This is a genomic window from Streptomyces sp. NPDC047000, from assembly GCF_040644295.1.
Lineage (GTDB): Bacteria > Actinomycetota > Actinomycetes > Streptomycetales > Streptomycetaceae > Streptomyces.
The window spans coordinates 137,868-163,037 of record NZ_JBEYWE010000020.1; the positions used below are offsets into that span (position 1 = coordinate 137,868).

The window sequence follows — 25,170 nt, forward strand, 5'->3', positions numbered from 1 at the left end:
TCACACCGTCGGGCCGACCGCCGGATGGGCCGCCGGCTTCACCTCACCGCCGTGCGACGCCCTCCGCGCGGGCCGCCGCGGCCACCGCGGCGGTCACCGCGGGGGCGACCCGCTCGTCGAAGGGCGAGGGGATGACGTAGTCCGCAGCGACGTCGTCCCCGACGACGGAGGCCAGCGCCTCGGCCGCCGCCAGCTTCATGCCCTCGGTGATCCGCGACGCCCGCACCTGGAGCGCGCCCGCGAAGATCCCGGGGAACGCCAGCACGTTGTTGATCTGGTTGGGGAAGTCGGACCGCCCGGTGGCGACGACCGCCGCGTACTTGCGGGCGATGTCCGGGTGGACCTCGGGAGTGGGGTTGGCCATGGCGAAGACGAACGCGCCCTCGGCCATCGAGGCCACCGCGGCTTCCGGCACCGTGCCGCCGGAGACGCCGATGAAGACGTCGGCACCCGCGAGGGCGTCCTTGAGGGAGCCGCTGATACCGGCCCTGTTGGTGAGCTCGGCGAGCTGGCGCTTGACCGGGTTGAGGTCGTCGCGGTCGCGGGAGACGACGCCCTTGCGGTCGGTGACCGCGACGTCCCCCACTCCGGCGCCGACGAGGATCTTGGCGATGGCGACCCCGGCCGCCCCGGCTCCCGAGATCACCGCTCGCAGATCGCCGAGGGTGCGTCCGGTCAGCCGGGCCGCGTTTCGCAGGGCGGCGAGGGTGACGACGGCCGTACCGTGCTGGTCGTCGTGGAAGACCGGGACGTCGAGCCGCTCCTGGAGCCGGCGCTCGATCTCGAAGCAGCGCGGCGCGGAGATGTCCTCGAGGTTCACTCCGCCGAAGGAGGGGGCGAGCCGGACGACGGTCTCGACGATCTCGTCGGTGTCGGTGGTGGCGAGCGCGATCGGCACCGCGTCGACCCCGCCGAACTGCTTGAAGAGGATGGCCTTGCCCTCCATCACCGGGAGGGACGCCTCGGGCCCGATGTCGCCGAGGCCCAGCACGGCCGTGCCGTCGGTCACGACCGCGACGACGGACGACTTCCATGTGTAGTCGTGGACGAGTTCCGGCTGTTCCGCGATCGCGGTGCACACGCGCGCGACGCCGGGGGTGTAGGCGAGGGCCAGTTCTTCCTTGTCACGCACGGGAACGGTGGCCTGAACAGCCATTTTGCCACCGCGGTGCAGCGCGAATGCCGGATCGAAGGAATCGAGGGGCTCGGCCCCGCCTTCCTGCCCGTCCGCTTCCGTTGTGCTGTCGCTGCGAGGATTGACGATCTCCGCTGCCACTTTGTTTTACCCCTTAAGTCTTCATGGTTTGAGGGTGGCCACTCCTGGTTGAGAAGTGGGCGGGACCGCGTATGAACCGGTCGACTGTTCCGTGCAGGTCCGTACGCGACGAGCGCGCCGCACACGCGCTCTGAGCCCCGGATGAGGGGTGTGGGGATCCTTCTTACCGGACCGGAGACACCGGCGACGAGTGCATTGAGCGAATGGCCGTAACGCGGCACCGGACCGGGCAGGTCAGCGACCCGCTCGGACACCGGAAAAACTGAAACTGAGGACAAGATCACACCAAGGTCTTGACACCCGCAGAAGCGGCTTCGGACGACAAACCGAACTCGACCACATCGTGAGATGTGCCGAAGATCTTCCGGCCCGAAGCGGGGAGCACCGCAGATGGTGCGGCCGGGATGGGTCGAACTGATGCGGTTCGGGGGTCACCCGTTATCCGATTTTGACATATCAGGTCCCCTGAACGGCGTAGTCCGAATGGCAAGATGCCGTAATCACACGAGGTCGCGACACCCGATGGTGTGTGTTCTCGTCGACCATCGGCATCTGAACCCCTTCCGCCGGAGGAACTCACCATGACCGGTCGCTCCACCCGTCCTACGGCCCCCGCGTCCTCCCGTCTCGCCGCGGTCGGCGCGATCGCGGTGGCCGGCGCCCTGCTCCTCACCGCCTGCGGTGACCAGACGGACAAGGGCGGCAGCAGCTCCGGCTCGTCGTCGTCCGCCTCGGCGCCCCTGGCCGCCAAGCTGCCCGCGGACATCAGAAAGGCCGGGGTCATCAAGGTGGGCTCCGACATCGCGTACCCGCCGGTCGAGTACATGCAGGGCGGCAAGGCCGTCGGCATCGACCCGGACATCGCGGACGCGCTGGGCAAGCAGCTGGGCGTCAAGTTCCAGTTCCAGAACGGCAAGTTCGACGAGCTGATCGTAGGCCTCCAGGCCAACCGCTTCAACATCATCATGTCGGCGATGAACGACACGAAGGACCGCCAGAACGGCGTCAACTCCGACACCGGCAAGAAGGCGGGCACCGGCGTCGACTTCGTCGACTACTTCACGGCCGGCACGTCGATCCTGGTCCAGAAGGGCAACCCGAAGGGCATCAAGTCGCTGGACGACCTGTGCGGCAAGGTCGTCGCCCTGCAGCGCGGCACGACCTCCGAGGGCATCGCCAAGGCGCAGAACACGAAGTGTACGAAGGACGGCAAGAAGGCCATCACGCTGCAGACCTTCGACACCGACCCCGAGGCGCTGCTCCGCCTCAAGCAGGGTGCCTCGGTCGCCGACCTGAACGACTTCCCCGTCGCCGCCTACAACGCCAAGACCTCCGGCGGCGGCAAGGACTTCGAGGTGGTCGGCGACCAGATCGAGGCCGGTCCGTACGGCATCGCCACCGGCAAGGAGAACACGCAGCTGCGGGACGCCCTGCAGGCCGCGGTCGGCGCCATCATCAAGAATGGTGACTACCAGAAGATCCTGGAGAAGTGGAACGTCACGGACGGCGCGGTCACCGAGGCGAAGACCAACGGCGGCTCCTGAGCCCCGCCGGACGGCAGCGAAGGGCTCATTCTGTGACTGACATTCTCGACAAGGCTCCGGCGGACGTCCCGCCGGAGCAGATCAAGGCCATCCCGGTGCGCCACTACGGCCGCTGGGTCGCCGGCGTGGTCGTCCTCGGCCTGGTGGTGCTGGTGGTCATCGCGTTCTCCAACGCGAAGATCAACTACAGCGTCGTCCCGGACTACCTCTTCGACGGGACCATCCTGTCCGGCGCCTGGCACACGCTGTACATCTCGGTGCTCGCCATGGTGCTCGGCCTCGCGCTGGGCATCGTGCTCGCCGTGATGCGGATGTCCCAGAACCCGGTCACCAGCACGGTGTCCTGGTTCTACATCTGGTTCTTCCGCGGCACCCCGGTCCTGGTCCAGCTGCTCCTCTGGTACAACATCTCGCTCGTGTTCCCCATCCTGAACCTGGGGTTCTACAAGGACGAGATGAACCAGGTGATGACGCCGTTCCTCACGGCGCTGCTGGGTCTCGGCCTGAACGAGGCCGCGTACATGGCGGAGATCGTCCGCGCGGGCATCCAGTCGGTGGACGAGGGGCAGACCGAGGCGTCCCACGCGCTGGGCATGTCGCACGGCCAGACACTGCGGCGCGTCGTGCTGCCGCAGGCGATGCGGGTGATCGTGCCGCCGACCGGCAACGAGTTCATCAACATGCTGAAGACCTCGTCGCTGGCCTACGCGGTCCAGTTCAACGAGCTGATCAAGCGGGCCACGGACATCTCCAGCACGTCGCTCGCGGTGGTCGAGATGTATTTCGTGGCGTCGATCTGGTACCTGTTCCTCACCACGATCTTCAGCATCGTCCAGTACTACGTCGAACGCCGCTACGCCCGCGGTTCGGCGCGCAGCCTGCCGCCGACCCCCTTGCAGCGGCTGCGCAGGAACCTCAGGCAGTGGGGCTCCTTCCGGCGCCCGGAGGTGGCCCGATGAGCGATCCCGTCAAGGACATGGTGCAGAGCGCGGGCGGGCGGCCGATGGTGCGGGCGGAGGGCGTCCACAAGTCCTTCGGGCTCGCCCACATCCTGCGCGGCATCGACCTGGAGGTGAACCCGCGGGAGGTGTTCTGCCTGATCGGCCCGTCCGGTTCCGGCAAGTCCACCTTCCTGCGGTGCATCAACCACCTGGAGAAGATCAGCGCCGGGCGGCTCTACGTCGACGGCGAGCTGGTCGGCTACCGGCAGCAGGGCGACAAGCTGTACGAGCTGAAGGAGAAGGAGGTCGCGGCGCAGCGGCGGAACATCGGCATGGTGTTCCAGCGCTTCAACCTCTTCCCGCACATGACGGCGCTGGAGAACGTCATGGAGGCGCCGGTCCAGGTCAAGCGGGAGTCGAAGGCGGTCGCCAGGGAACGCGCCCAGCGGCTGCTGGACCGCGTCGGGCTGGGTGACCGGGTCGGCCATTACCCGGCACAGCTGTCCGGCGGCCAGCAGCAGCGTGTCGCCATCGCACGGGCACTGGCGATGGAGCCGAAGCTGATGCTGTTCGACGAACCGACCTCCGCGCTCGACCCGGAGCTGGTCGGTGAGGTGCTCGACGTGATGCGGGACCTCGCGGAGGACGGCATGACGATGATCGTCGTCACGCACGAGATGGGCTTCGCGCGCGAGGTCGGCGACTCGCTGGTGTTCATGGACGGCGGTGTGGTCGTCGAGTCCGGCCACCCGCGGGACGTGCTGACCGATCCGCAGCACGAGCGCACGAAGTCGTTCCTGTCGAAGGTGCTCTGAGAGAGCCGTTCCCCTCCCTGCGACGCCACCGGCCCGGGGAGGGGAGGCCGGGCACCGCCCGCCCGGGCCCCGTCCGTCCCGGCCCCGGCGGCCTCCCCGCACGCACGGCGCAAACGTAATACCCTGAGGTCGCAGCCGGCCATTACCGATCACCTGGACGGCCGGCCGAAGAGTGCCTGCGTAAGGACACCAAGTGGAACTCGCCTATTACTCGGACTACGCCGTGCGGCTCGTGAACAGCGAGGAACCGGCCCGGGGCAAGGACTCGCTGACCTCGGTCGAGGCCGTCCGCGCGCTGTTCGGCGACTCCACGGCGGCCCGCCGCGCCGCCGACGCCGACGTCACGCGCTTCCGCTCGGTGCGGGCCAGGCTGCGGGCGGTCTTCGAGGCGGCCGACGGGGGCGACGAGACACTCGCCGTGGACCTGCTGAACTCGCTGCTGCTGGAGTTCCCGGTCAGCCCGCAGATCTCCGGCCACGACCACCGGGACGAGGACGGCCGCCCGCTGTGGCACATGCACCTCGCCGACCACCCGTCCAACGCCACGGCCGGGTACGCGGCGATCGCGGCGATGGGCCTGGCCTTCCACCTCACGTCCTACGGCGTCGACCGGCTCGGCCTGTGCGAGGCGGCGCCGTGCCGCAACGCCTACCTGGACACCTCGACCAACCGTTCGAGACGCTACTGCTCCGACCGCTGCGCCACCCGGGCGAACGTGGCCGCCTACCGGGCGCGGAAACGCCTCGCGGACCGGTCGGCGAGCACCGGCCTGGCCGCCGACAGCGCCCAGCGCACCAGCGCCAGCGGCGAGCGCTGATCAGGGCGCGGCGGCCGGTAACGGAAGCGGACCCGACCGAGGATCAGCTCCTCGGGCACCGTCCCGTAGTCGGTGCTGTCACCGCCGGCGTACGAGTTGTCGCCGAGCACCCACCAGCCCGTCCCGCGCCGCTCCGCCGCCCGTTTGACGACGAGCAGGTCCTGCTGGAAGGGGTGCCGCAGGACGACCACGTCCCCCGCCCTGATCCGCGCCCCGTAGTGCACCAGGAGCCGGTCCCCGTGGTACAGCGTGGGAACCATGGACGGCCCGGTCACCTCGGCGACCCCGAACGGCGCCACCGTCGTCCTCCCCCGCTCGCTCTCCTGCGACAGCTCCGGCATCCCGGCACCTCCCCGCTCTCATGCTCCACCAGTGTCAGTCTCGCCCCGGACTTTTGTCCTAAGCCCTCGGGGGCACCCGCGAAAACCCGGGACCCAGGGAGTAATGTCCCACCTGAGAAGACGATCACGAGGAAGGAACGCTTCATGCTTTCCCGCCTGTTCGCCCCCAAGGTCAAGGTCAGCGCCCACTGCGACCTGCCCTGTGGCGTGTACGACCCGGCCCAGGCCCGCATCGAGGCGGAGTCGGTGAAGGCCGTGCAGGAAAAGATGGCCGCCAACGACGACCCGCACTTCCAGGCGCGGGCCACCGTCATCAAGGAGCAGCGCGCCGAGCTCGCGAAGCACCACGTCTCCGTGCTCTGGAGCGACTACTTCAAGCCGCCGCACTTCGAGAAGTACCCCGAGCTGCACCAGCTGGTCAACGACACCCTGAAGGCCCTCTCGGCCGCCAAGGCGTCCACCGACCCGGCCACGGGCCAGAAGGCCCTGGACTACATCGCCCAGATCGACAAGATCTTCTGGGAGACCAAGAAGGCCTGATTCTTTTTTACGCCTTCTGACCTGCAGTTCATTCGGTTGCAGTGTCTTTCTGTCCGCACCCGGTCCGCAGGCCGCCGAGCACGGCGTCCAGGGCGGTCCGGGTGCGGTCTTCTGTGCCCGGCCGCGGCGGGGGCGGCCGGATGCCCGACGGTGGGGGCAGGTCACCGCGGCGGGTCTGCCGGGGCAGCGCGCCGCCGGGTCGGGGCGATCAGGGCCTTCCATGATCTGCTGCGTTTGAAGGGCAGTTCGAAGACCTGGGAGAAGAGCCGCGCCCCGAGCACCGAGACCGGCAGGGCCACGGCCAGCGTGAACCAGAACGTGGGCAGGCCGGGCGGCACGAAGTGCGGGGCCGTGCGGCGCATCACGGCCAGCACGATCGGCAGATGGATCAGGTAGAGGCTGTAGGAGAAGTCGCCCAGGCTCCGGAGCGGGCGCGTGGTGAGCAGCCGTACCAGGGGGGCGGGTCTGCCGGTGGCCACCGCGGCGATCAGCAGGGCCATGGCGGGGGCGACGGCGAGATCGATCCAGAAGTAGTGGGTCACCGTCCACACGGAACCCCGGACGGCGCAGAGAACCAGGACGGGCAGGGCCGCCGTCACGGCGAACCATCCCCAGGGCAGACGCCTGACCCGGTCCCGCGCGGCGACGGCTCCCGCTCCGATCACGCCCGCGACGAACACGGGGGCGAGGTGGGGGGCCAGCCAGTTGTCGCCTTCCGCGGGGGACGCTCCGGGCGCCGTCAGACCGCGGGCGATCACCGGGAGGGTCACACACGCGGCCAGCACCGCCGCGCTCGACCGCCGCCGGACGAAGAGGAGGAGGGGGAAGAGGAGATAGAGCTCGGCTTCGACGCCGATCGACCAGAACGCGCCGTTCGGTGTGGGCGCGGTGACCATGTCCTGGGCGAGGAGGCCGTACACCAGGAGCGACGCCCGGGTGGGGGGTCCGAAGTGCGAGGCCGGGACGAGGTACGCGGATATGACCAGGCTCAGGGCCAGCGCCGCCCAGTACGGCGGCAGGATCCGCCAGGCGCGCCGGCGCAGGAACCGGATAATGCCGCCGGACCGCCAGCCGTGACGCGCCGGCGAGACGGCCAGGGAGAAGCCGGACAGCACCAGGAAGAAGACGACGGCCAGCCGCCCGAACATCAGCCCTTTCAGCCAGAAGGGCGCCGAACTGTGGGGATAGCCGGGAAACGCGTACAGCCAGCAGTGGAACAGCACCACGTACAGGGCCGCCAGGCCGCGGAGACCGTCCAGGCCCGGCAGGTGCGGCCCGTGCGGCCCGACGGGTGCTTCGTTCTCAGGTGCCTCATGCCCCGCTCGGGCGGCCGGGTCCAGAACGCCGCCGGCCGGCGGGCGCGAGTCCACGGAAATGGGTCAGCCCTTCTCTCTCCGCATGCTCTCGCAGCATGCTCTCTCCCTGCGCTCCGCATGTTCTCCGCGGCACGCTCAGCCCGTCGTGGCGAGCTTCTGTCCGGACGGGGTGACGGCGTGCCACTCCCCGTCCTTTCCCTGGCCGTTCACCTGGCCGGCCCCGGTGTCGCCCACGTACCGGTAGAGCGGCCAGCCGGCGAGGGTGAGCTGCTTCATGCCGTTCCGGTGGACCGTCCCGAGGAGGCTCGCCTCCACCCCCGAGGTCCGTACGGAGTCCTGCCTGATGACGGGCACCCACGTCGTGGTGCACGCACCGGCGCACGTCCACTTGGAGGGACTCGGCTGGTCCTTGTCGTAGCGGTAGAGGGTCATGCCGTTGCCGTCGGTGACCACGGTGCCGATGCCCTTCAGTGCCCGGGCCGCCACCACGGCCGTCGGACCTGTTTGAGCCGTCCGGGCCGTCCGGCCGCTCCCGGAGGCGGCCGGTGCGGAGGCCACGGGTTGTGAGGTGGCCGGCTGTGAGGTGGCCGGCTGCGCCACCGGGGCGGCGGTGGCGGAACCGGTACCGTCCGAGGAGCCGCACGCCCCGAGGAAGAGCGTGGCGGTGAGCCCTACGACGAGGCTCAGGACGATGCGTCGCGGGATCAAGGAGTTGCCCTTCGTCGGGAGTGGCGTCCACTTGCCCCCTTACTACGTCGACCGGCATCCGCCCTCTCAGCCGCCGGCGTCACATGACGCAGTCTTGACCATCGCCGCCCGCGGGCGTGCGACGCTGGGGGCGTGGACCGTGACGACCTCGTACGGTTGCGGCGGGCCCGTGACCGGATGGACCGTGAGTACGCCGAGCCGCTCGACGTGGCCGCGCTGGCGCGGACCGCGCTGATGTCGGCGGGGCACTTCCAGCGCAGCTTCCGGGCGGCCTACGGGGAGACGCCCTACGGGTACCTCATGACCCGGCGGATCGAGCGGGCCAAGGCCCTGCTCCGGCGGGGCGACCTGAGTGTCACCGAGGTGTGTCTCGCGGTGGGGTGCACCTCGCTCGGGTCGTTCAGCGCACGTTTCACGGAGCTGGTGGGCGAGACACCGAGCGCGTACCGGGCGCGGTCGCACGAGGAGAGCGCGGTGATCCCGGCGTGCGTCGCACGGACCTTCACCCGCCCGAACCGGGCAGGCCCGAAGCCGCGCCCCTAGGGCAAGGAACGTCCTAGCGTGGGGTCATGGACCTCAGACTTCACCAGTGCTTCATCGCCGTCGACGATCACGACAAGGCGCTCGCCTTCTACCGCGATGTGCTGGGGCTCGACGTGCGCAACGACGTCTCCTTCGAGGACATGCGCTGGGTGACGGTGGGCTCGCCGCTCCAGCCGGACGTGGAGATCGTGCTGGAGCCGCCGGCCGCCAGCCCGGACATCTCCCCCGCCGACCGGCAGGCCATGGCCGAGCTGCTCGCCAAGGGCGTGCTGCGGGGCGTCATCTTCACCACCGCCGACTGCGACGCCCTCTACGACCGGGTACGGGAGGCCGGTGCCGATGTCCTCCAGGAGCCCATGGACCAGCCGTACGGGGTGCGGGACTGCGCCTTCCGGGACCCGGCGGGCAATCTGCTGCGGTTCATGGAACGGTCCGGCGACTGACACCGCACCGTCCTACGATCACTTCATGACCGTCCGCTGGACCTACGCCTTCGTCGACCGTCCCGCCCCGCGCTTCCCCGAAGCGGTCGCCTTCTGGGCGGCCGTCACGGGTACCCGGCCGTCCGGGCCGCGGGGGGAGCGGGGCGAGTTCACGACGCTGGTGCCCGACGGCGGCGCCGACGCCTGTCTGAAGGTCCAGGCACTCGACCGGGGCGAGGCCGACGGCGGCAGCGGCGGTGTGCATCTCGATCTCGCCGTCGAGGACGTCGGCGCCTTCACGGCGGTGGCCGTGGCGGCGGGGGCCGTATGCGTCGCCGGGCATGCGGGGTGGGCCGTACTGCGGTCTCCCGGCGGGCAGATGTTCTGTGCGGTGCCGTGGCACGGGGAGACGGTACGACCGCCCGTGGTGGACGGGTGCCGGGCGGACCAGGTGTGCCTCGGCAGCGGGCCGTCCGCCTACGACGCCGAGGTCGTCTTCTGGACACGGCTCACCGGCTGGGCCTCCGTGGCCGGTTCGCGGCCGGAGTTCCATGTCCTCCAGTCACCGCCGAGGTCTCCTGCGCGGATCCTGCTCCAGCGGTTCGACGACGAGGGCCCCGCCGTCGCCCATCTCGACCTCGCCTGCGCCGACCGCACCGCTGCCCGCGCCCGGCACGAGGAGCTGGGCGCCTCCCACGTCGCCACCGGTCCCCGCTGGACCGTGATGCGGGACCCGGCGGGCGGCGTCTACTGCCTCACCGACCGCGACCCGCAGACCGGCATCCTGCCCGGCGTCAGATCTCGTCCGCGCCTTCCATGATCGGGCGGATCACCACCGGGTGGCGGGGCGCCCCCTCCGGAGCGGGTGAGCGGGCGGCGCGCTCGGCGATCTCCGTGACACGCTCCAGGCTGTCGCACTCGACCACCCAGTAGCCCGCCACGACCTCCTCGGTGGGACCGTACGGCGCGTCGGTGACCACGGCCGTACCGTCGGCGCCGAGGGTGACCGTCCGGGCCCGCCCCGGCTCCAGCAGTCCCTGGGCGTCGATGAGTTCCCCGCTCTTGGCGAGTTCGTCGTTGATCTCGCCCATATGGGCGAACATGGCCTTCCGGTCCTCCTCGGTCCAGGCCGGGGAGGCCTCGGACGCCGTACCGCGAACGGCCTCGTAGTCGGTCTGGGTGCCCCGCACCATGACCAGGTACTTCATCGGTCCGCTCCTCTCGGCCCCGGGCCGGGACTCCGGATGCGGCGCGGCGTCCTCCCCGGTGACCGGCGGGACGTACGCCGCGCAGGCGGGGTTGTGGCAGGGCCCGGGCGTCCACACGGGGACGAACACGCCCAGCGTCCTGTGCCGCCGGACAGCCGTGGCGACACGCCGTCCGCACACCGGACAGGCGCTCTCCCGGCCCTCCGCGTCCTCCGCGCCGCCCATGCACTCAGCCTAGGCCGGGCAGCGCCTGCTCGCGCCCGGTGCGGACCGGCGCCGGGTGCGGTGCGGGGTCAGGAACCGCACCGTCCCGGCGCCGGGGTCATCACGGCCGGCGGCATCGCCGCCGGGCGCCGTCAGCCGCCGCCCGCCGTCAGCTGCTGCGCCGTGTCACGAACTCCGCGAGCGCCAGCAGGCCGCCCGCGTCGTCCGGGTCCGGGAGGGCGCGGGCCAGCGATCCCAGGGCGCGGGCCATCCGGTCCGCGGCCTCGGCCTGGGCCCAGTCCCGGCCGCCCGCCCGCTCCACCGCGAGAGCGATGCGTGCGAGCCGTGCCGGGTCGTCCTCCTCGTGCGGCAGCCGGTAGAGCTCGGCGAGTTCGGCCGCCGCCGGGGTTCCCGAGGTGAGCGCGGCGACCACCGGCAGGGACTTCTTGCGGGCCGCCAGGTCCGCTCCGGCCGGCTTCCCGGTGCGGTCGGGGTCACCCCATATGCCGATCACGTCGTCGATCAGCTGGAACGCGAGCCCCGCCTCCCGGCCGAACGCGTCCAGCGCCTCCACCGCCCCGGAGTCCGCTCCCGCGTACAGCGCGCCCAGCGCGCAGGCGCAGCCCAGCAGCGCACCGGTCTTGCCCTCGGCCATGTCGAGCACCTCGGCGAGGGTGACCTCATCGGGCTCACGCTGCTCCAGGGCGGTGTCCGCCTGCTGTCCCGCGCACAGTTCCACCACGCATCCGGCGAGCCGGGCGGCGGCCTCCGCGGCGGCCGGGTGCGGATCCTCGGCGAGCATCCGCAGGGCCAGCGCCTGGAGGGCGTCGCCCACGAGGATCGCGTCGGCGTCGCCGAACACCGTCCAGGCGGTGGGCCGGTGGCGGCGGGTGGCGTCGCGGTCCATCACGTCGTCGTGCAACAGCGTGAAGTTGTGGACCAGTTCCACCGCGACCGCCGCCCGCACGGCCGCCCCGCGGGCCCGCGGTCCGCCCAGCGCGCCGGCCGCGGTGAGGACGAGCGCGGGACGGATGGCCTTGCCCGAGTCCCCGTCGGCCGCGGTGCCGTCCGCGTTCCGCCAGCCGAAGTGGTAGAGCCCGATACGGCCCATCGGCCCGGGCAACGACTCGACGGCCGACCTCAGTTCGGGGTTGACCGACGCCCTGACCGCCTCCAGGATCGCCGCCGCCTCATGCCCGTCGTGCGGTGCTGCCGAGGCCCCGGCGCCGAGCGGGGTCCCGTTGTCCGGCCTGTCCTCCGTGTCCTGTCCGCCGTGCTGCAGTTCCGGCTCCGACTCCGTGATGAGCTCGGGCATCAAGTCCCTTTCGGACGAGGCGCGGACACTGGCGCTTCCGCGGCGGCTGGGGGCGCGTACCACCGAGGTCTACCCGCACCGGCGGCCGGGGACACGGCGAGCGGGCCCGGAATGATCACCTCCAGCGGCCGATCTCGACGTTCTCCAGGACACCGAGCGCGTCCGGGACCAGCACCGCGGCCGAGTAGTAGGCCGTGACCAGGTACTTGATGATCGCCTGCTCGTTGATGCCCATGAACCGCACGGACAGGCTGGGCTCCAGCTCGTCCGGGATGCCGGACTGCCGCAGCCCGACGACGCCCTGATCCTCCTCCCCGGTACGCATGGCGATGATCGAGGACGTGCGCGCCCCGGTGACCGGGATCTTGTTGCACGGGTAGAGGGGCACCCCGCGCCAGGTGGGGATGCGGTTGCCGCCGACGTCGATGGTCTCCGGGACCAGGCCCCGCTTGTTGAGCTCACGGCCGAACGCGGCGATCGCACGCGGGTGGGCCAGGAACAGCTTGGTGCCGCGGCGCCTGCTCAGCAGCTCGTCCATGTCGTCGGGGCCGGGCACGCCGTCGTGCGGCTGGATCCGCTGGTCGTACTCGCAGTTGTGCAGCAGTCCGAACTCCCGGTTGTTGACCAGCTCGTGCTCCTGACGCTCCTTCAGCGCCTCCACGGTGAGACGGAGCTGCTGCTCGGTCTGGTTCATCGGCTGGTTGTAGAGGTCGGCCACACGCGAGTGGATGCGCAGCACGGTCTGGGCGATGCTCAGCTCGTACTCGCGGGGCCGGGCCTCGTAGTCGACGAAGGTGTGCGGGATGTCCGGCTCGCCGCTGTGGCCGGCCGCGAGGTCGACCTCCTTCTCCCCGTACTTGTTGGTCCGCTGCGAGGGCAGGGTGCGCAGGCGCCGGAGGTGCCCGGCGAGCGAGTCGGACCGCTCGGCGATCTGGTCGAGGTCCTGGCGGGCCAGGACGAGGACGGTGCAGGCGGTGTCCGCCCGGACGGTGTGCTCCCAGATGGCCTCCGCGTCGAGGAGGGCGGCGTCCCCGAAGTACGCGCCGTCGGCGAGCACGCCGAGCACCGCGTCGTCGCCGTAGGGGCCGGTGCCGACCTTCTCCACCCTGCCGTGCGCGAGGAGGTAGACCTCGTCGGTCCGGCTGCCGAAGGAGGCGATCACCTCCCCCGGGGCGAACTCGTGCTGCCGGCAGCGCCGTGCGAGCTCGGTGAGCACCTCCTCGTCCTCGTAGTCCCGCAGGGCGGGCAGTTCGCCGAGTTCGGCGGGGATGACCTCGACGCGGTCACCCGTCTTCACGAAGGTGATGCGGCCGTCGCCGACCGCGTAGGTCAGCCGTCGGTTCACCCGGTACGTGCCGCCCTGCACGTTCACCCAGGGCAGCGTGCGCAGCAGCCAGCGTGAGCTGATCTCCTGCATCTGCGGAGCCGACTTGGTGGTGGTGGCCAGGTTCCGCGCGGCCGCGGTGCCGAGACTCTGCTGCGGCTGGTTCTGCTCCGCGCGGACCTCTTCGCCTACCGACATGAGAAACGCCCTCCCAATGATGCACCGGCGCCCCTCGCGCCGTGCACTGATCTCGCGACCAAGCATTTCTCACCCAGCGTGGTCGTGCCATTACCCGAAAGAGCGGGAATGGATCACGGTACGACGGGGCAGGTGCGGCATTTCCGTCCGGTTCCCGGTGTCCGGAATCGTTCGCACGGCTCCCGAACGGTGTGTGACCGGACGGGCACCTTCGGTACAAAACCCGGAACACCGGCCGCACAGGGCGGCGGGTGCACGGCACGCACAGCACGCACGGCACGTAAGGAGGCGGTCATGTCGTCACCCATGTCCGCGGGAAGTTTTCTGGCCGCTCTGAGAGCGGAGGGCGTCACGGTCGTCGAGGTCGGCGAGTGGCGCCGTCACAACAGGAACCGCCAGGGTTCCTGGGGCCCGGTCCACGGAGTGATGATCCACCACACGGCGACCTCGGGCGACGCGCACACCGTCCAGGTCTGCCGCGACGGCCACCCGGGACTGCCCGGACCGCTGTGCCACGGGGTGATCACCAAGGACGGCAGGCTTCATCTCGTCGGCTACGGCCGCGTCAACCACGCGGGGCTCGGCGACGACGACGTACTGCGCGCGGTCATAGCCGAGAAGGCCGTCCTCCCGCCGGACAACGAGTCGGACACGGACGGCAACCGGCACTTCTACGGCTTCGAGTGCGAGAACCTCGGCGACGGCAGGGACCCCTGGCCGGCGGCGCAGCTGGAGACCGTGGAGAAGGTGGCGGCGGCCCTCTGCCGGCACCACGGGTGGACGGAGCGGTCGGTCATCGGCCACCTGGAGTGGCAGCCCGGCAAGGTGGACCCGCGGGGCTTCACGATGAAGTGGCTGCGGGAGCGGGTGCGCGACCGCCTGAAGTGACGCGCGGGAGCCGGGCCGGGGCCGGGTCGTCACGACCCGGCCCTCACGCCCCGGCCCCGGTCCGGCCGCCCGGCCCTCGTCCCAGGTCCCCGGTCCGGCCGCCCTGAGTCCGCCCCCGCCCGGCCCGGACTCCGGGCGGCCGACGACAATGGACCGGTGACCAGCCCCACCGGCCCGGCCTCCGCCCCGACCTCCGCCCCGACCGCCGGGCCCGCCGCAGACCCGGCCGCCGGTGCCGCAGCAGCCGTTGCCAGAGACGCCCGGACCGGCGGCCGGACAGCCGCCCTGGGCCCCCGGCTCCCGTCGCCTCTCCAGGAGGTCGCCGACGAGCGCTTCGCCCGGCACGGTGTGCGGCTGCTCCTCAAGCGCGACGACCTGATCCACCCGGAGCTGATCGGCAACAAGTGGCGCAAGCTCGTGCCGAACCTCGCACCGGCGGCCGGGCGGACCGTGCTGACCTTCGGCGGCGCCTACTCCAACCATCTCCGGGCCACCGCCGCCGCGGGCCGCCTCCTGGGCTTCCCGACCGTCGGCGTGGTCCGCGGCCAGGAGCTCACGGACCGCCCGCTCAACGTCTCCCTGACCCGGTGCGCGGCCGACGGCATGCGGCTGCACTTCGTGGACCGCGCGACGTACCGCCGCAAGGCCGAGCCGGAGGTGCTGGCGGAGATCCTGCGGGCCGCGGACGTGCGGGACGCCTACGTGATCCCTGAGGGCGGCAGCAACTCTCTCGCCGTGCACGGCTCCCGGGCGCTCGGCGAGGAGCTGCGCGGCCGTGCCGACGTGGCCGCCGTCGCCTGCGGCACCGGGGGCACGCTGGCGGGGCTCGCCGCCGGTCTCGGCGCGGGGCAGCGGGCGCTGGGGGTGGCCGTGCTCGGGGGCGGGTTCCTGACCGACGCGGTACGGGGGCTGCAGGAGCGGGCGTTCGGTGCCCGGCGGGGTGACTGGCGGGTCGACGACCGCTTCCACTGCGGCGGCTTCGCCCGTGTCACCCCCGAACTGGACTCGTTCGCGCAGGAGTTCGAGAAACGCCACGGAGTGCCCGTGGAGCGTCACTATGTCGCCAAGTTGCTCTACGGACTTGTCGTCCTCACGGCGGAAGGCGCCTTCCCGCCCGGCACCGTCCTCGCGGCGGTGGTCACCGGCCGCCCCTTCCCGTAGAACGGTCCCCGCTCCCGCGCCGGAGCCCTCCCCCGGCCCCTTTCCCCCGGGCCGGGCCGGCGCCGCACCGCTGCTACGCCGTCTCCCGGTAGGCCGCCGCCTCCTCCAGGTCCAGCCGCCGCAGCAGGGTGCGGAGCATCTCGTCGTCGATGTAGCGGTGGTCCCTCAGCCGTACGAAGACCGAACGCTCGGCGCTGATCATCTCCCGGGACAGCCGCCGGTAGGTGTCGTCGACCGTCTCCCCGGTGACCGGGTTGACCTGGCCGAGCCGTTCCCAGACCGCGTTGCGGCGGCGCTCCAGCACATCGCGCAGGCGGTCGGCCAGCGGCGGCGGCAGGGCGTTGCGCTCGTCGGCGAGGAGATCGTCGAGGCGCTGCTCGGCGGCCCGGGACGCCTGGGCCTGGGCGTTGGCCTCGGCGAGGGTCTCCGCCTGCGCGTCCCGGCCGGGGAAGCGCAGCACCCTGATCACCGCGGGCAGGGAGAGGCCCTGCACGACCAGCGTGCCGATGACGGTGGTGAAGGTGAGGAAGAGGAGCAGGTTGCGCTGCGGGAAGGCGGCGCCGCCCTCGACGGTGAGCGGGACGGAGAAGGCGATGGCGAGGGAGACCACGCCGCGCATCGCCGCCCAGGAGGTGACGGCCGGCCCGCGCCAGGTCGGATCGGGCTCGCGTTCGCGGATCCGGGCGGACAGCAGACGCGGGAGGAAGGTCGCCGGGTAGACCCACACGAACCGGGCCGCGACGACCACCACGAAGAGGACCACCGCGTACCAGACCGCGTCCGCCCCCGAGTACGCCCCGAGTCCCTTGAGCACGACCGGCAGCTGCAGACCGATCAGGGCGAACACCGCCGACTCCAGCAGGAAGGCGACCATCCGCCACACCGCGTCCTCCTGGAGCCGGGTGGCGAAGTCGACCTCCCACGCGTGGTGGCCGAGATAGACGGCGACGACCACGACCGCGAGGACTCCGGAGGCGTGCACCTGTTCGGCGACGCCGTAGGCGACGAACGGGATCAGGAGGGAGAGGGTGTTCTGCAGCAGCGCCTCGCCGAGACGGGTGCGCAGCCAGTGGATCGGCATCATCAGCAACAGGCCGACGACCACACCGCCGACGGCCGCGATCAGGAACTCGCCGATGCCGCCCGCCCAGGTGGCGCCCTCGCCGATCGCGGCGGCCAGGGCGACGTTGTAGGCGGTGATCGCGGTGGCGTCGTTGAGCAGGGACTCGCCCTGGAGGATGGTGGTGATCCGGGAGGGCAGGCCCACCCGGCGGGCGATCGCGGTGGCCGCGACCGCGTCGGTGGGCGCCACGACGGCGCCGAACACCAGCGCCGCGGGCAGCGGCAGCCCCGGCACGACGAGATAGGCCGCCCAGCCGACCACGAAGGTCGCGAAGAGCACGTAGCCGACCGACAGCATGGCCACGGGACGCAGCTGCGCGCGCAGGTCGAGGTACGAGCTCTCGGTGCCCTCCCGGTAGAGCAGCGGGGGCAGGACCAGCGGCAGGACGATCTCGGGGTCCAGGGTGTAGTCGGGCACCCCGGGCAGGTACGACACCGCGAGACCGGCGGCCACCAGGAGCAGCGGCGCCGGCACCGGGGTACGACGGGCCGCGGCGGCCACCGCGACACTGCCCGCCACCAGCAACAGCAGCGGCATCACGTCCATGTCCTCGCCCGCCCTCGGTTCCGGCACGGTCGCCCGTGCGCGCGTCGTAATCTGGCAATCATGAAACAGTGCACGCACGCCGACGCGCTGCCGGATCCGGCACCCGGGGCGCTCGACGAGACCTGCCCCGAGTGTCGCAGGGACGGTACTCACCCGGTTCAGCTGCGGAAGTGCCTGACCTGCGGCCACGTCGGATGCTGCGACTCCTCTCCCGGCAGGCACGCCACCGCGCACCACAAGGAGTCCGGGCATCCGGTCATGCAGACCTTCGAGCCGGGCGAGAGCTGGCGCTGGTGCTTCGTGGACCACGTACTGGTGTGAGCGGGGGCGGCGGAACGGACGATTCAGCGGTCTGACGTCTGGGTACGTCAATCCGGCGCGTCCTCTTCCCAATTGGCGCCGCGAAACCCCTAGACACGGAGCGTGTTCACAGGTTTACTGTGAGTGACACCACGGGGTCGGGGTCCACCGGGGTCCCAGGGGACAGAAAATCCGCGAGCGCGATAGCGTCACCGCTGCACCACACATCGCGTTACCCCGGGGGGCGACCCTCGGCCCTGAAAAGCTTGTACCACCTTGGAGGTGAGGGTGTCCCAGATCGCAGGCGAGCCCGCGACCCAGGACTTCGTGGAAGTCCGGCTGCCGGCTGCGGGTGCCTACCTGTCGGTGCTGCGTACGGCCACGGCCGGTCTCGCGGCCCGTTTGGACTTCACCCTCGACGAGATCGAGGACCTGCGCATCGCGGTCGACGAGGCCTGCGCGATCCTGCTGCAGCAGGCCGTGCCGGGCTCGGTGCTCAGTTGTGTCTTCCGTCTCGTCGACGACTCGCTCGAGGTCACGGTGTCGGCACCGACCACGGACGGCCATGCCCCTTCGCGCGACACCTTCGCCTGGACCGTGCTGTCGGCCCTCGCGGGCAAGGTCTCGTCGGCCGTCGACGAGGACAGAACCGTTTCGATCAGCCTCTACAAACAGCGCGGCGCGGGACCCGGGCCGGCGTGAGGAACGAGGACGGGCAGGTGCGGGACGAAGAGCGCGGCACACGGGAGCTGCCCGCCGGGGACGCTGTCGCGCCCCGGCCGGGCGGAGCCGGTCGCTCGGCGGAAGGAGGCCCGAACGTGTCCCGGCGCACGGCGGACGGTGTCGACGGCATCCCCGAACAGGCCAGACCGCACCCGGAGGACACGCCCTCGGAGGGCGGCTTCCCGGTCGGCGGGCAACGGGATCAGGAAGGTGCCGTGCAGAGCGCGCCCCCGGCGGCGCGGACCGGGGACACCCCGGCCCGCACGGGGGCGAGGGCTCGGAGAAGGACTACGGGCGGAACGATGAGCGAGCACGAACGGGACGGCGGGCCGGGCGCGGAAGGCGGGCCCGGTCTTCAGGGGGCGCAGCACGACCCGCACGACCGCAGCGGGGCGCGGGCGATGTTCGTCCGGCTGCGCACCCTGCCGGACGGCAGCGCCGAGTACGCGGAGCTGCGCAATCAGCTGGTCCGTATGCACCTGCCGCTCGTCGAGCACCTCGCGCGCCGCTTCCGCAACCGGGGCGAGCCGCTGGACGACCTCACCCAGGTCGCCACCATCGGCCTGATCAAGTCGGTCGACCGCTTCGACCCGGAGCGCGGCGTGGAGTTCTCCACGTACGCGACACCCACGGTCGTCGGTGAGATCAAGCGGCACTTCCGTGACAAGGGCTGGGCGGTGCGGGTGCCGCGCCGGCTCCAGGAGCTGCGGCTGGCGCTCACGACGGCCACGGCCGAGCTGTCCCAGCAGCACGGCCGCTCCCCCACGGTCCATGAACTCGCCGAGAAGCTCGCCATCTCGGAGGAGGAGGTCCTGGAGGGCCTGGAGTCCGCCAACGCGTACTCCACGCTGTCCCTGGACGTCCCCGACACCGACGACGAGTCCCCGGCGGTCGCCGACACCCTCGGCGCCGAGGACGAGGCGCTGGAGGGCGTCGAGTACCGCGAGTCCCTCAAGCCGCTGCTGGAGGACCTTCCGCCGCGCGAGAAGCGGATCCTGCTGCTGCGGTTCTTCGGGAACATGACGCAGTCGCAGATCGCGCAGGAGGTCGGCATCTCCCAGATGCACGTGTCACGCCTGCTGGCGCGCACCCTGGCCCAGCTGCGGGAGAAGCTCCTGGTCGAGGAGTGACGGCAGGCTCACCGCCAGGGGCTCACCACCCGGCCGGGACGGGACCGTGACGGGACCGGGCTGCGGCAGGACCTGACACGCGCGGCTGTGCGGGGGTGCGCCGTATCGCGACGGCCCTTCGTGCACCTGACGGGGCGCAGCGACGGCGGCGCCGGTGACAGTGGCGCCGGCGGAGACGGAGGCGGGGGGCGGCTGCCTGCCCCGTCGGCTATCGCTTCCCGGGTCGTGCTTCCGGCCGCCCGGCACTCCGTCCGGTGTCCTGTCCGCGGCCCGGGCCGCGGATGCCGAGGGCCTGGGTGGTCGCCGGGCTGACCAGCAGGACCAGGGCGGCGACGGCCACGACGGCCAGGGCGATGCCCGCGGGGATCGCCGCGCTGTCGGCCCGGAGCAGGTTGTAGGCCACCGGCAGCGCCATGATCTGGGTGATGACGGCCGGCCCGCGGCTCCAGCCGCGGCGGGCGAGCAGTCCCCGCGCGGCGAGCAGCGGCAGCAGCGCGAGCACGACCAGGGTGATGCCGCCGGTGACGGCCTGGCTCCGGTCGTCCGGCTTCCCGGTGATGCCGAGGACCAGGATCCAGATCCCGCCGATCGCCAGGGCGAGCCCTTCCAGCGCGGTCAGCGCGGCGGCGTACGTCAGCCGGTGCGGGCGGGGTCCCGCGGCGCTCTGCTCGGCGGCGGGGGCGGCGTTCTGCTCGCTGGTCACCTTTGAAAGGGTAGCCGCGGGCCTGTGACGCCCGGAGACCACCCCGCGGGTACGCCTCCGGGTGTCACAGGCCCGCGGCCCGCGTCCGGCGGTGCCGGAGTGTCCAGGCTCACGTGATGATCTCTTACCGGTTCCACACCTCGGTATGGGCCGAGTACCGCCCAGTAGGTACGCTGCAATCCATGCGTGCACTACTCGTGGTCAACCCGGCGGCAACCACCACCAGCGCACGTACGCGCGACGTCCTGATCCACGCGCTCGCGAGCGAGATGAAGCTCGAGGTGGTCACCACCGAGTACCGCGGCCACGCGCGCGATCTGGGCCGGGACGCCGCGGACAGCGACGACATCGATCTGGTCGTGGCACTGGGCGGCGACGGCACCGTGAACGAGGTCGTCAACGGCCTGCTGCACGACGGCCCGGACCCCGACCGCCGTCCCGGACTCGCCGTGGTCCCCGGCGGCTCCACCAACGTCTTCGCCAGAGCCCTGGGGCTGCCCAACGATCCCGTCGAGGCCACCGGCGCGCTGCTGGACGCGCTGCGCGAGGCCCGCGAGCGCACGGTCGGGCTCGGTCTCGCCGCCGGCACCCCCGGCACCGCGGACGAGGCGGTGCCCTCCCGCTGGTTCACCTTCAACGCGGGGCTCGGATTCGACGCCGGTGTGGTGGGCCGGGTCGAACAGCACCGGGAACGCGGCAGGAAATCCACGCACGCGCTCTATGTGCGCCAGGCCATGCGTCAGTTCTTCGGAGAAGCGCACCGACGACGCGGGACAATCACAATTGAGCGGCCGGACGCCGAACCCGTGACCGATTTGGTGCTTTCCCTGGTCTGTAACACGGCTCCGTGGACCTATCTGGGCAATCGCCCGGTGTACGCATCGCCTAAGGCCTCGTTCGATACAGGGCTCGACGTACTCGGTCTCAGCCGTCTGTCCACCGCTTCCGTCGCCCGGTATGTCACACAACTCCTCACTTCGTCCCCCGAGCGCGGCCCTCAGGGCAAGCACGCCGTCTCCCTCCATGACCTGGACCACTTCACCTTGCATTCGAAGGTTCCGCTGCCCCTCCAGATGGACGGCGACCACCTCGGACTGCGCACCAGCGTGACGTTCACAGGCGTACGCCGTGCACTGCGTGTGATTGTGTGAGTGGATTCCGCTAAAGTCCTTTCACTCGAACGTTTAGGCCAGGGTCCACCCCATGGAAGTAGGGCTGTGACCTAGTCGACACCGAGGAATCAAAAAAAACTTTCCAGAAGGGGTTGTATCCGCCGCTGAGGTTTGCGAGTCTCTACGTGGCGATCGGGACGGCCCGCAGCATCGGCCTCCACTGATCACCGGAACCCCTCCACGAATCACAGGACCCACGCCAGGGAACCTGGCGCTAGGCCCTTCCCTTGTCGGGGGATTCGTGAAAGCGTTCACATTCACAAGCAACCCGCATGTAATATCAAGGAGAGGTAGCAGCCATGGACTGGCGTCACAACGCCGTGTGCCGCGAGGAAGACCCCGAGCTCTTCTTCCCCATCGGCAACACTGGTCCCGCGCTGCTGCAGATCGAGGAAGCCAAGGCTGTCTGCCGTCGCTGCCCTGTTATCGAGCAGTGTCTGCAGTGGGCGCTCGAGTCCGGTCAGGACTCCGGCGTCTGGGGTGGTCTCAGCGAGGACGAGCGCCGCGCAATGAAGCGCCGCGCCGCCCGCAACCGGGCCCGTCAGGCATCCGCCTGACACAACCACCCGTAGCAACAGCCTGAGCTTGGCGGCGCGTACAGCGAGTACGCATCTCCCGCCCCCGAGCCGCAGCGCGCAGTACCCCGATGCGCCCCCATAGCCTCAAGGGCATGGCGGTACGCCCATCGCAACGAGCACTCAGCCCCGGACCGACGACGGTCCGGGGCTCTTTGCCGTGACCGCCCCGGCCCCGCCCCCGGCTACTTGTGGGCGTTCACCGGGATGTCCAGGATCACCCTGGTCCCCCGCGCCGGTGCCGGCACCATGTCGAACGTGCCGCCCAACTCGCCCTCCACCAGGGTCCGTACGATCTGGAGTCCCAGGTTGCCCGAGGTGTGCGGGTCGAAGCCCTCGGGCAGGCCGACGCCGTCGTCCTGGACCGTGACCAGGAGGTGGGCCTCCTTGGTCGTGCCGCCGCGCACCACGGACACCTCGACCGTGCCGGTGTCGCCCTGGCGGTAGCCGTGCTCGAGGGCGTTCTGGAGCACCTCGGTCAGGACCATGGACAGCGGGGTCGCGACCACGGCGTCGAGTACGCCGAAACGCCCGCTGCGGCGGGCGGCCACCTTGCCCGGGGAGATCTCGCTGACCATGGCGAGCACCCGGTCGGCGATCTCGTCGAACTCCACGCGCTCGTCCAGGTTCTGAGACAGCGTCTCATGCACGATCGCGATGGAGCCGACACGCCGTACGGCCTCCTCCAGTGCCTCCCGGCCGCGCTCGGAGTCGATCCGGCGGGCCTGCAACCTGAGCAGCGCGGCGACCGTCTGGAGGTTGTTCTTGACCCGGTGGTGGATCTCCCGGATGGTCGCGTCCTTGGTGATCAGCTCGCGTTCCCGGCGGCGCAGTTCCGTGACGTCCCGGAGCAGGACGAGCGAACCGACGCGGGTGCCCTTGGGCTTGAGCGGGATCGCCCGGAACTGGATCACCCCGTCCTCACCCTCGATCTCGAACTCCCGGGGCGCCCAGCCGCTGGCCACCTTGCTGAGCGCCTCGTCCACCGGCCCCCGGGTGGGCGCCAGTTCCGCGGTGGTCACGCCCAGATGGTGGCCCACGAGGTCGGAGGCCAGGCCGAGGCGGTGATACGCGGACAGGGCGTTCGGCGAGGCGTACTGGACGAGGCCCTCGGCGTCCAGGCGGATCAGCCCGTCACCCACGCGCGGTGAGGCGTCCATGTCGACCTGCTGGCCGGGGAACGGGAAGGAACCGGCCGCGATCATCTGCGCCAGATCGGACGCGCTCTGCAGATAGGTCAGTTCGAGCCGGCTCGGGGTGCGCACGGTCAGCAGGTTGGTGTTGCGGGCGATCACGCCGAGGACGCGGGCCTCGCGCCGTACCGGGATCGACTCGACCCGTACGGGCACCTCCTCGCGCCACTCCGGGTCGCCCTCGCGCACGATGCGGCCCTCGTCCAGCGCCGCGTCCAGCAGGGGCCTGCGGCCGCGCGGGACGAGGTGGCCGACCATGTCGTCCTGGTAGGAGGTGGGGCCGGTGTTGGGGCGCATCTGGGCGACCGAGACATAGCGCGTACCGTCCCGGGTGGGGACCCACAGGACCAGGTCGGCGAAGGACAGGTCGGAGAGCAGCTGCCACTCCGAGACCAGCAGATGGAGCCACTCGAGGTCGGAGTCGTCGAGCGCGGTGTGCTGGCGGACCAGTTCGTTCATGGAGGGCACGTCTGTGAGCGTACCCGGCGGTTTGTCCCGTACGGAAAAACCGTCCTGGAAACACCCGCGGGCCGCGGCGCCAGAGGGACCCTCAACCCTCGCGGCACCGCAGCCCGGAGCAATGTCGGCCGTGGGGTGTGCGGTCCCGGTCGGCCGAGGATGAGGAACCGGGGCGATCAGGGCAGAGAGCTCCGGATCCTCGTCCGCCCTCCTGTGCGGGGAAGGCGGAAGTCTTTGTGTCGCGATCTGTGGTCGTCGTGCCGCTCTCCGGCAATTCTGGACTAGACCACTATCCGTGTCCATGCGCCGGGGGGAGTTTGTTGCCGGTTCTTTTGCAGCCTAGCCGTCCCCGGAGGTCTGCGGGACAGGAAAAGCAGGGCAATTTCGCCGGGTACGCCAGAGGGACTCCCGGCTCCGCACGGCGCGCGTCGGGGCCGTATCGGGGAGTGTTCACGTCAGTGCTTTTCCGTCACCTCCGCATGTCGATCACGGATCACGGATCACGTGTCGCAGATCGCGACTCCTCTTTCACTCCCTTTCATCCCTCACCGGCTCCACCGGAGCACTCGTGGTGCGCCCGCGGTGCGCCCGGAGCGGATCACGCGTTCCGGGCGGCACACGCGGGGGCCGTCGACTAGACTATAGATTGGTCTAAACCACATGGGAGCCAGCACCGGCTCCGGTGCGGACTCCGGTCGGCGTCCGCGCGGTGCGCTGTGCCGGTCCCCCGTACCGAAACCCCAGTTCCCGGGCCTCTCCGGGGCTTCAGAACGGCAGGCCAGCATGGAAGTTGTCATCGTCCCGGACGCCAAGGCGGGTGGCGAGCTGATCGCCGGTGCCGTGGCAGACCTCATCGGGCGCAAGCCCGAAGCCCTCATCGGTGTGATCACCGGCTCGACCCCGCTGCCCATCTACCAGGCACTCGCCGAACGCGTCCGCGCGGGCTCGGTGGACGTCTCCAAGGCGCGGTTCGCCCAGCTCGACGAGTACGTGGGGCTGCCCGCCGACCACCCCGAGTCGTACCGCTCGGTGCTGAGGCGTGAGTGCCTCGAGCCGCTCGGGGTCGGTCTCGACGCGTTCATCGGTCCCGACGGGACCGCGACCGACGTACAGGCCGCGGCCGACTCGTACGACCGTGCGCTGGTCGAGGCCGGCGGTGCGGACCTGCAGCTGCTCGGGATCGGGACCGACGGGCACATCGGGTTCAACGAGCCCTGCTCGTCGCTCGCCTCGCGTACGCGGATCAAGACGCTGACGGAGCAGACCCGCGTGGACAACGCGCGCTTCTTCGGCGGTGACATCGACGCGGTTCCGCATCACGTGCTCACCCAGGGCATCGGGACGATCCTGTCCGCCCGGCACCTGGTGCTGCTCGCCACCGGGGAGCAGAAGGCGGACGCGGTGGCCGCGGCCGTGGAGGGACCGGTCGCCGCGGTGTGTCCCGGGTCGGCGCTGCAGCTGCATCCTCATGTGACGGTGGTGGTCGATGAGGCGGCTGCGTCGAAGCTGAAGCTGGCGGGGTACTTCCGGCACGCGTACGACAACAAGCCGGAGTGGCAGGGGATCTGACGGACGGTGACCGCGCCGGTGGGGCGGCGGGGGCGTCGGCCGGGATCACAAGGTCGCAGTGCGTGTGGGCGACGGTGCCGGAGCGGGCGCCGGTCATCCGGATGCCGTCGAGGCGG

26 protein-coding genes are annotated in these 25,170 nt (G+C 70.9%); 16 read left to right on the forward strand and 10 right to left on the reverse strand.

Going from position 1 to position 25,170, the window contains the following annotated elements; translation table 11 throughout:
* Positions 1-43: 43 nt before the first annotated feature.
* A complete protein-coding gene (locus ABZ862_RS27320; RefSeq protein WP_360963187.1) occupies positions 44-1,276 on the reverse strand; it encodes an NADP-dependent malic enzyme in 1,233 nt (410 codons plus the stop codon).
* Positions 1,277-1,857: 581 nt separating this feature from the next.
* On the opposite strand from ABZ862_RS27320, the gene ABZ862_RS27325 reads away from it, so the two are divergent.
* The 4 genes from ABZ862_RS27325 (at position 1,858) to ABZ862_RS27340 (ending at position 5,393) form a co-directional block, all read left to right on the forward strand.
* Positions 1,858-2,820, forward strand: coding sequence for an ABC transporter substrate-binding protein (locus tag ABZ862_RS27325; RefSeq protein WP_360963189.1), 963 nt, complete (start codon positions 1,858-1,860; stop codon positions 2,818-2,820).
* 32 nt (positions 2,821-2,852) lie between these two features.
* Positions 2,853-3,779 (forward strand): amino acid ABC transporter permease, encoded by a 927-nt coding sequence (locus ABZ862_RS27330; protein ID WP_360963192.1) that lies wholly within the window; start codon positions 2,853-2,855, stop codon positions 3,777-3,779.
* The gene (locus ABZ862_RS27335) at positions 3,776-4,576 is read left to right on the forward strand and encodes an amino acid ABC transporter ATP-binding protein (RefSeq protein WP_360963195.1); all 801 of its coding nucleotides are present in this window, start codon (positions 3,776-3,778) and stop codon (positions 4,574-4,576) included. Before ABZ862_RS27330 ends, ABZ862_RS27335 begins: the two co-directional genes overlap by 4 nt.
* A 193-nt stretch (positions 4,577-4,769) precedes the next feature.
* Positions 4,770-5,393, forward strand: a complete 624-nt coding sequence (locus ABZ862_RS27340) for a CGNR zinc finger domain-containing protein (RefSeq protein WP_360963198.1) — start codon at positions 4,770-4,772, stop codon at positions 5,391-5,393.
* Here ABZ862_RS27340 and sodX read toward each other — a convergent pair.
* Entirely contained in the window at positions 5,300-5,734 is a 435-nt protein-coding gene (gene sodX, locus ABZ862_RS27345) for a nickel-type superoxide dismutase maturation protease (protein WP_360963201.1), read from the reverse strand. The genes ABZ862_RS27340 and sodX overlap by 94 nt on opposite strands.
* 144 nt (positions 5,735-5,878) lie before the next feature.
* Between sodX and sodN the strand changes: the two genes are divergently transcribed.
* Positions 5,879-6,274 (forward strand): superoxide dismutase, Ni, encoded by a 396-nt coding sequence (gene sodN, locus ABZ862_RS27350; protein WP_020136639.1) that lies wholly within the window; start codon positions 5,879-5,881, stop codon positions 6,272-6,274.
* Positions 6,275-6,435: 161 nt separating this feature from the next.
* Here sodN and ABZ862_RS27355 read toward each other — a convergent pair whose 3' ends face one another.
* Together ABZ862_RS27355 and ABZ862_RS27360 are read right to left on the reverse strand one after the other, a co-directional pair.
* Complete coding sequence (locus ABZ862_RS27355) at positions 6,436-7,644, reverse strand: acyltransferase (RefSeq protein ID WP_360963204.1); 1,209 nt, start codon at positions 7,642-7,644, stop codon at positions 6,436-6,438.
* A gap of 81 nt (positions 7,645-7,725) precedes the next feature.
* Positions 7,726-8,298, reverse strand: coding sequence for a hypothetical protein (locus ABZ862_RS27360; protein WP_360963207.1), 573 nt, complete (start codon positions 8,296-8,298; stop codon positions 7,726-7,728).
* A gap of 132 nt (positions 8,299-8,430) precedes the next feature.
* Between ABZ862_RS27360 and ABZ862_RS27365 the strand changes: the two genes are divergently transcribed.
* Genes ABZ862_RS27365 through ABZ862_RS27375 form a run of 3 tightly spaced genes read left to right on the forward strand, consistent with a single transcriptional unit; the run spans position 8,431 to position 10,083 of the window.
* Positions 8,431-8,841: a helix-turn-helix transcriptional regulator gene (locus ABZ862_RS27365; protein WP_360963210.1), complete on the forward strand. Its 411-nt coding sequence runs from the start codon at positions 8,431-8,433 to the stop codon at positions 8,839-8,841.
* A gap of 26 nt (positions 8,842-8,867) precedes the next feature.
* Entirely contained in the window at positions 8,868-9,284 is a 417-nt protein-coding gene (locus ABZ862_RS27370; protein WP_360963213.1) for a VOC family protein, read from the forward strand.
* Positions 9,285-9,309: 25 nt separating this feature from the next.
* Positions 9,310-10,083, forward strand: a complete 774-nt coding sequence (locus tag ABZ862_RS27375) for a VOC family protein (protein ID WP_360963216.1) — start codon at positions 9,310-9,312, stop codon at positions 10,081-10,083.
* Here ABZ862_RS27375 and ABZ862_RS27380 read toward each other — a convergent pair.
* The 3 genes from ABZ862_RS27380 to ABZ862_RS27390 form a co-directional block, all read right to left on the reverse strand.
* Positions 10,058-10,471 (reverse strand): YciI family protein, encoded by a 414-nt coding sequence (locus ABZ862_RS27380; RefSeq protein ID WP_360963274.1) that lies wholly within the window; start codon positions 10,469-10,471, stop codon positions 10,058-10,060. The two genes, ABZ862_RS27375 and ABZ862_RS27380, sit on opposite strands and share 26 nt — an antisense overlap.
* A 373-nt stretch (positions 10,472-10,844) precedes the next feature.
* The gene (locus ABZ862_RS27385) at positions 10,845-11,990 is read right to left on the reverse strand and encodes a family 2 encapsulin nanocompartment cargo protein polyprenyl transferase (protein ID WP_360963219.1); all 1,146 of its coding nucleotides are present in this window, start codon (positions 11,988-11,990) and stop codon (positions 10,845-10,847) included.
* A gap of 115 nt (positions 11,991-12,105) precedes the next feature.
* Positions 12,106-13,512 carry a family 2B encapsulin nanocompartment shell protein gene (locus ABZ862_RS27390; protein WP_360963222.1) on the reverse strand — a complete coding sequence of 469 codons (1,407 nt, stop codon included), beginning with the start codon at positions 13,510-13,512 and terminating at the stop codon, positions 12,106-12,108.
* A gap of 294 nt (positions 13,513-13,806) precedes the next feature.
* Here ABZ862_RS27390 and ABZ862_RS27395 point away from each other — a divergent pair, with 294 nt between their 5' ends.
* Both ABZ862_RS27395 and ABZ862_RS27400 read left to right on the forward strand, forming a co-directional pair.
* Positions 13,807-14,400, forward strand: a complete 594-nt coding sequence (locus ABZ862_RS27395) for a peptidoglycan recognition family protein (RefSeq protein ID WP_360963224.1) — start codon at positions 13,807-13,809, stop codon at positions 14,398-14,400.
* Between the two features lie 285 nt (positions 14,401-14,685).
* Complete coding sequence (locus tag ABZ862_RS27400; RefSeq protein WP_360963277.1) at positions 14,686-15,561, forward strand: pyridoxal-phosphate dependent enzyme; 876 nt, start codon at positions 14,686-14,688, stop codon at positions 15,559-15,561.
* A 73-nt stretch (positions 15,562-15,634) separates the two neighbouring features.
* On the opposite strand, the gene ABZ862_RS27405 is transcribed toward ABZ862_RS27400, so the two are convergent.
* Positions 15,635-17,230 carry a Na+/H+ antiporter gene (locus tag ABZ862_RS27405; protein ID WP_360963279.1) on the reverse strand — a complete coding sequence of 532 codons (1,596 nt, stop codon included), beginning with the start codon at positions 17,228-17,230 and terminating at the stop codon, positions 15,635-15,637.
* Between the two features lie 60 nt (positions 17,231-17,290).
* Between ABZ862_RS27405 and ABZ862_RS27410 the strand changes: the two genes are divergently transcribed.
* From ABZ862_RS27410 to ABZ862_RS27420, 3 genes are all read left to right on the forward strand, one after another.
* Positions 17,291-17,551 carry a UBP-type zinc finger domain-containing protein gene (locus tag ABZ862_RS27410; RefSeq protein ID WP_360963227.1) on the forward strand — a complete coding sequence of 87 codons (261 nt, stop codon included), beginning with the start codon at positions 17,291-17,293 and terminating at the stop codon, positions 17,549-17,551.
* Positions 17,552-17,818: 267 nt separating this feature from the next.
* The gene (locus ABZ862_RS27415; RefSeq protein ID WP_006136266.1) at positions 17,819-18,232 is read left to right on the forward strand and encodes an anti-sigma factor; all 414 of its coding nucleotides are present in this window, start codon (positions 17,819-17,821) and stop codon (positions 18,230-18,232) included.
* A 17-nt stretch (positions 18,233-18,249) separates the two neighbouring features.
* Positions 18,250-19,383 carry an RNA polymerase sigma factor SigF gene (locus tag ABZ862_RS27420; RefSeq protein ID WP_360963230.1) on the forward strand — a complete coding sequence of 378 codons (1,134 nt, stop codon included), beginning with the start codon at positions 18,250-18,252 and terminating at the stop codon, positions 19,381-19,383.
* A gap of 208 nt (positions 19,384-19,591) precedes the next feature.
* Here ABZ862_RS27420 and ABZ862_RS27425 read toward each other — a convergent pair whose 3' ends face one another.
* Positions 19,592-20,086, reverse strand: coding sequence for a hypothetical protein (locus tag ABZ862_RS27425; protein ID WP_360963233.1), 495 nt, complete (start codon positions 20,084-20,086; stop codon positions 19,592-19,594).
* A 182-nt stretch (positions 20,087-20,268) separates the two neighbouring features.
* Here ABZ862_RS27425 and ABZ862_RS27430 point away from each other — a divergent pair, with 182 nt between their 5' ends.
* Complete coding sequence (locus ABZ862_RS27430) at positions 20,269-21,237, forward strand: diacylglycerol kinase family protein (protein WP_360963236.1); 969 nt, start codon at positions 20,269-20,271, stop codon at positions 21,235-21,237.
* Positions 21,238-21,557: 320 nt separating this feature from the next.
* Complete coding sequence (locus ABZ862_RS27435) at positions 21,558-21,815, forward strand: WhiB family transcriptional regulator (RefSeq protein WP_003992873.1); 258 nt, start codon at positions 21,558-21,560, stop codon at positions 21,813-21,815.
* A 203-nt stretch (positions 21,816-22,018) separates the two neighbouring features.
* Here ABZ862_RS27435 and ABZ862_RS27440 read toward each other — a convergent pair whose 3' ends face one another.
* Positions 22,019-23,485 carry a PAS domain-containing sensor histidine kinase gene (locus ABZ862_RS27440; protein ID WP_360963282.1) on the reverse strand — a complete coding sequence of 489 codons (1,467 nt, stop codon included), beginning with the start codon at positions 23,483-23,485 and terminating at the stop codon, positions 22,019-22,021.
* 783 nt (positions 23,486-24,268) lie between these two features.
* Between ABZ862_RS27440 and nagB the strand changes: the two genes are divergently transcribed.
* On the forward strand, positions 24,269-25,054 hold the full coding sequence (nagB, locus tag ABZ862_RS27445) for a glucosamine-6-phosphate deaminase (RefSeq protein WP_360963240.1): 786 nt from the start codon (positions 24,269-24,271) through the stop codon (positions 25,052-25,054).
* Positions 25,055-25,170: the final 116 nt, after the last annotated feature.